At 37.8% G+C, this 5831-nt stretch carries 5 protein-coding genes; all 5 read right to left on the bottom strand.

Features of this window, described 5'->3' with window-relative positions; genetic code table 11:
• Nucleotides 1–171: 171 nt before the first annotated feature.
• Nucleotides 172–1164: a D-glycerate dehydrogenase gene (locus QZ548_RS07360; protein WP_295869387.1), complete on the bottom strand. Its 993-nt coding sequence runs from the start codon at nt 1162–1164 to the stop codon at nt 172–174.
• Nucleotides 1165–1342: 178 nt separating this feature from the next.
• The gene (gene mscL, locus QZ548_RS07355; protein WP_295869385.1) at nt 1343–1810 is read right to left on the bottom strand and encodes a large conductance mechanosensitive channel protein MscL; all 468 of its coding nucleotides are present in this window, start codon (nt 1808–1810) and stop codon (nt 1343–1345) included.
• Nucleotides 1811–2066: 256 nt separating this feature from the next.
• Nucleotides 2067–2954 (bottom strand): DMT family transporter, encoded by an 888-nt coding sequence (locus tag QZ548_RS07350; RefSeq protein WP_119209111.1) that lies wholly within the window; start codon nt 2952–2954, stop codon nt 2067–2069.
• Between the two features lie 144 nt (nt 2955–3098).
• A complete protein-coding gene (thrC, locus tag QZ548_RS07345) occupies nt 3099–4598 on the bottom strand; it encodes a threonine synthase (RefSeq protein ID WP_119209112.1) in 1500 nt (499 codons plus the stop codon).
• Nucleotides 4599–4777: 179 nt separating this feature from the next.
• A complete protein-coding gene (locus tag QZ548_RS07340) occupies nt 4778–5719 on the bottom strand; it encodes a Dyp-type peroxidase (RefSeq protein WP_039969057.1) in 942 nt (313 codons plus the stop codon).
• Between the last annotated feature and the right edge of the window lie 112 nt (nt 5720–5831).

Raw genomic sequence — 5831 nt, 5'->3', positions numbered from 1 at the left:
GAATCGCGTATGTACACGACCACCATATACGCCCTCTTCATTATCTTTATTTATTTCAGCTTCGATAAAGTTAATGGATACAACTTCTTCAGGAGCTACAGTTTGTTCAGTATCTTTATGTTCCAACGTTACAACCTCCATACGATAAATATTCTTTTATTTTACCATATTTTATATAGGACCGCACATTTTATAATTCACCTCTTCGTTAACACATGTTTGTAGAGGTTTTTTATGAACACCAGCAATAATATTATTCGCTGTCAACATGGACATATCATATCGCGTCCGATCTGTATACGAACCAATATGAGGAACAATTAGACAGTTATCAATGGACAATAATGGATGATCTGCTGGTAGTGGTTCTGGATCAGTTACATCAAGTGCAGCATAATCGATTTCACCAGTTTTAAGGGCATCGATGAGTGCATTTGTATCAACGATGGCACCGCGACCTACATTGACGAACAATGCGGTCTTTTTCATTTTCTTAAAAAACTCGGCATCGCACATATGATACGTTTCATCCGTAAGTGGCGCCATGATACATACCACATCACTCGTAGCAAGTAACTCATCTAATTCCATATATGTTGTTCTATACAATTTATCATCATTACGTTGATGTCGATTATGATATACAACGGTCATACCAAAGGCGCGAGCACGTCGAGAAATGGAAACACCGATGGCGCCCATACCAATGATACCCAATGTGCGGCGACTCAAATCAAAGCCCTTAATATTAGAAGGACGCTCAGCCCAACGGCCATTTTTTACAAAAATTGCATTTTCAATAATGCGACGACTGGCCGTAGCAATCAATGTGAAAGCGAGTTCTGCCACTGTTTCGTTAAGTACGCCCGGTGTATTACCGTAAGGGATACCTGCCGCCGTAAGTTCATCAATCTTTACATTATCATAGCCTACTGAGGCTTGTGCAATGACCTTTAAATTAGGCGCGTCTTTCACAAGATCTGCATCAACCGATATAGAATTGATAGACCACAAGCCATCAGCATCGCGTAACCATTCTTTTAAAACCTCTCTAGGCATTTTAGTTTTTTCTGTCCACTGACGTACGTCAACATGTTCTTGTAAATAGGCAATAGCATCACGTCGCACTAAGCCAGGTACCACTACTAATGGTTTACGTTCCATAATCATTTCATCCCTTCTATATATTCTAAAATGCTGTAACAACATATCATTTACAACGAAAACTATATGTATCTATATTGTATCCTATAATTGGAAATTTACCAAAATTCATAGCTAACTTCAAACAAAAAGAGTCCTAAAAGCGTTTTGCTCCTAGGACTCTTTCTTAGTGTGTTGACTATTTCAAATCAGATGTACAGTTAGGACATTTAACTGCATCAATGTGAATTTCTGTTTTACAGAATGGACATTCTTTAGTTGTAGGTGCTTCAGCAGCTTCTTCTTCTTTCGCGTTTTTCATCATTTTAGCTAATGCGCGAACCATCAAGAATACAACGAATGCCAAGATCAAGAATTGGATCAAGTCGGTAATGAATGTACCGTATGGCAATACAGAGCCTGCTGCACGTGCTGTAGCAATATCTGCACCAGCCATGAATGCGTCTTTAGAACCTGCGCTTAATGGCAAGTACAAGTTGCTGAAATCAATACCGCCTGTGAACAAGCTGATAATAGGCATGAACAAGTTGCTTACGACGGAGTTAACCAACGCTGTGAAAGCAGCCCCAATAATCATACCAATAGCTAGGTCCATCATGTTACCTTTGAATGCAAAAGCTTTAAAATCGTTCAAAAATTCTTTCATTTCTCACTACTCCTAGATACACTTAATTGAGAATGCGTTAATAACTGTACTAATCATAAAGGAAAGATGAAGAGATGTCAATATTTTTCGATGTAGTTTTTCGAATTTATTTAATATAGTTTTTCATAGGTCAATCTAAAATTGTAATAAATCAGTATTTATGCGTACTTTTCGCACCATGTTAAAAAGTGCCAATCACGAATGTGATTAGCACCTCTACTGTCATACAACGTCTATTATTGTATAGATTCGACAATTATTTAATTTTATCCTCTATAACCTTTCCTTCTTGTAAAGGTCCACTTTGTTCTTTGAGGCGAGCCAACATAACAGAAGATACGAACATCGCCACACCAGCGCCTATCGTTTCAATAGATAAGCTTTCACCAAAGAACAAGAAGCCGTAGAAGGAACTGATGAATACACCAACATATTGTAAGAATTGTGCCACTACAGCGTTAGTTGTAACAAAGGCACCAGTCAAGAAGAACTGAGCCACTACACTAATACCACCAATCGCCAAGATGATAAGCCAATCTGTGCCTTGAGGCATAACGAGTTTGTCAGTTGTAACGAGACCTGCAATCATGCCCGTAATCATAAAATACGCCATGATTTCAAAATTACTATGCTTGCCTCGCTTAGATATAAGGCGAATAGTCGTATACGCAGCCGCAGATAAAGCAGCCCCTAAAATAGCTACTAAGGCAAACCAAGTAAAGCCAGTAAAGCTAAACGGATTTACCATAACCATTACAGCTACAAAGATCAAAAGAAGCCATTTCCCAGCCCCTTTAGGTACCCGTTCTTTAAGAAATAAGGCGCTAAATATCAATACAAATATACCTGATGTTTGAAATAAAATCGTTGCATCGGATAACTTTAAATGCACTAAAGCAATAAAATTACATACCATGCCAAAGCCGCCATATAAGCCACGCATAACAAGATGTCCTCTATCCTCTTTCGAGAATCGGATACCTTGCGTATACATAACGATGAGAACAGCTATGGTTCCAAATAAACCACGGAAAAAAGCAATTTCCCCAGATGGAATGTTAGAGCCTAGCATCTTTACAAATAAATTCATCGTACTCAATAAGAGTGCCGACAATAATGCATACATAAGGCCTTTTTTAGCCATACTACCTCCCTATACAAATACACTATAGTACAACTAAATAGTTACTATCCCTGTATTATCTATCTTAGCAATCTATTATACAGGAGATATAGAATATATAAAACCAAAATATATGCCGCCCTTCTAGCGAAAGGCGGCATCCTATTATTTAGAGAATGTATCTACAAAATCAAGAATTTCTTGTTTCATATTCTCTTTATTGATTGCTTTTGTGAAACGCAATGGTTTAGATTTCAATGCTTCCAATTGTTTAGGGAATACTACACCTGTTACAGCAGAAATGTTATCTAAGCTTTCATACGGTGTTTCACCCACTTTAATATCTAAAGCTTCACAAATAGCTGTAGGGAATTTAAATGGATGTGCAGTAGATGCAATAATTGTATGACGCGCACCATCTTCTGGGTGTTTCTCTAATTCCTTCATGTATGCACCCATAGCTACCGCAGTATGAGGATCCATTACATAACCATAGGAATTGTACACTTGCTCAATGATGGCTTTTGTTTCTTCGTCATCTACATAGGCACCTGCAAAATTAGCTTTAACGCGACTGAACTCTTCTTCGTTTACAGTCAATTTACCTGTAGATTTAAGATCTTTCATCCAACCAGCTGTGCGTTCACTATCTTCACCAGAGATATAGTATAAGAAACGTTCAAAGTTAGAAGACTCAAGAATATCCATAGATGGGGAAATCGTTGTATAGAATGGGCGGTTCATATCGTATGTGCCAGTTTTAAAGAAATCAGTAAGCACATTATTTTGGTTAGATGCACAAATCAATTTACCAATAGGAATACCCATTTTTTTAGCGTAATAAGCAGCCAAGATATTACCGAAGTTACCAGTTGGCACTACAACGTTAAATGCTTCATCTTCATGAATGGCACCTTGTGCAACAAGTTCTGCATAGGCGTTCACATAGTAAACCACTTGAGGTGCCAAGCGGCCAATGTTAATAGAGTTCGCACTAGAGAATATAACCCCTTTTGCAGCAACCTCTTCTGCAGTAGCCTTATCAACGAATAATCGTTTCAAGAATTGTTGCGCATCGTCGAAGTTACCGTGAATCGCAGTAACATTAACGTTGTCCCCTTCTTGCTTTTGCATTTGCTCAGCTTGCATTGGACTTACGCCATCAGTTGGGTAGAATACTTGAATGTGAGTACCAGGTACATCTTTAAAGCCTTCAAGGGCAGCTTTACCTGTATCACCAGATGTAGCCGTTAAGATAAGAACCTCTTTTTTCTCACCTTCAGCCTCTTTTGCCGCTACTAATAGATATGGGAATAAAGACAATGCCATATCTTTGAAAGCTTGTGTACGGCCATGGAATAATTCTAGGACAGAAACCTTTTCTAATAAGGAATGTAACGGTGCAATATCACGAGTGCTGAAATTAGCATCACTGTATGCAGAGTTGATCATTTCTTTTAAATGAGCTTCTGAGAAACATGGGAACAACTTGGATAATACAACAGCTGCTACCTCTTGATAGTTTTTATCTTTCACATCATTGTAAGTTAAGCAGTTTGTAGGGAATAAAGATGGTACATATAGACCACCATCCTCTGCTAAGCCGTGCAACAATGCATATGTTTCATTTACCGCAACGGTACCGCGGGTGCTAGTATAATTCATGGAATACCTCATTCATAACTACAATGGATTTTACGAGTTTAATAGATTTATTATAGCATAAAAGCGCCCCTAAAAGGAGCGCTTCTATAGAATTAAATGATATTTTTACTCGAATTGTTTACTGCTAACAAAATAGAGCATCACGAACTATAAAAATATACATCAAATAGCTATGTCGATTATAACTCGCCTTCTGCAATAGCATCCAATGTATCAAGGGATGGAATGAAGAAAAGCATACCTGTAATAGGTTTGGAATAATCAAGCAATTTATCGTTTTGCGTAAACATATTAGTAAGCATTGTTTTAGTTACATCCCAGTAACGAGCATAACCGATAAAGTATGTGCCACGTACACCTTGTCCAGGTTGAGCAAACGGTACGTTCATACGAACGATTTTATGTTCTTCATCATCGCGATTATCTTGAGCCACTACATTATGAGCTGCTGGATCTTTTTCATCATCTTCTAATTCAATATCACTGAATTTACGACGGCCAATGAATTTTTCTTGCATTTCCGTAGGAAGTGCACGCCATGCATCAAGATCATGTTCATATTTTTGAGCAAATGCATAAGAACCATTAGTGAATTCAGGATCTTCATCGCCAATAACCCCCCACTCAACAGCCTCTTGACCAACAGGGTTTTCAGTACCATCAACGAAATCGATGATAGCACGACCTTGTTCATAGTGGAAACCATGAGTTTCATCGACTACAGATGTAATAGGACGTAAGAATCCCATAATTTGATCTACTACAGTATACGTAACGGATTCATCATTAGAACGTACATGTAAAAATAAATCTGCTGCTACAGCTGGTACGTCTTGTTTATCCCCTTTAATACCTTGGAAATCTTCTAACTCTTTTGGTACCGGTGCATTAGGGAACAAATAATCCCATGCTTTGCGGCTAAAACCAAAGGCAATACCCAATCCTTCACCATTCGCACGAATACTAACAGAACGTTTAATGGCTTGGATACGGTCTGCCATATCTTGGATAACTTCAAGTTCTGCGTCACGATCTTTGCGATTTAATAATAAGGTTGTAAAGTTAACACTTTGGCCTGCATCTTTATATACATCTTGTGTTCTAGAAACATCTACTGCCATTGGGTACCTCCTAATGAGAAAAATTATTATATAGCAATCATAAGCTATTACATCTTTATTGTCTATAATATATACATTATTTAATTTCATTACAATATACTAATATAACTAA

Source organism: uncultured Veillonella sp. (genome assembly GCF_915069625.1).
Lineage (GTDB): Bacteria > Bacillota > Negativicutes > Veillonellales > Veillonellaceae > Veillonella.
This window is presented reverse-complemented; position numbering and strand designations above follow the sequence as displayed.

Excerpts from the sequence above, each read along its gene's own strand:
- QZ548_RS07360 (WP_295869387.1), bottom strand. The coding sequence starts at position 1,164 with ATGGAACGTAAACCATTAGTAGTGGTACCTGGCTTAGTGCGACGTGAT.
- mscL (WP_295869385.1), bottom strand. The coding sequence starts at position 1,810 with ATGAAAGAATTTTTGAACGATTTTAAAGCTTTTGCATTCAAAGGTAAC.
- QZ548_RS07350 (WP_119209111.1), bottom strand. The coding sequence starts at position 2,954 with ATGGCTAAAAAAGGCCTTATGTATGCATTATTGTCGGCACTCTTATTG.
- thrC (WP_119209112.1), bottom strand. The coding sequence starts at position 4,598 with ATGAATTATACTAGCACCCGCGGTACCGTTGCGGTAAATGAAACATAT.
- QZ548_RS07340 (WP_039969057.1), bottom strand. The coding sequence starts at position 5,719 with ATGGCAGTAGATGTTTCTAGAACACAAGATGTATATAAAGATGCAGGC.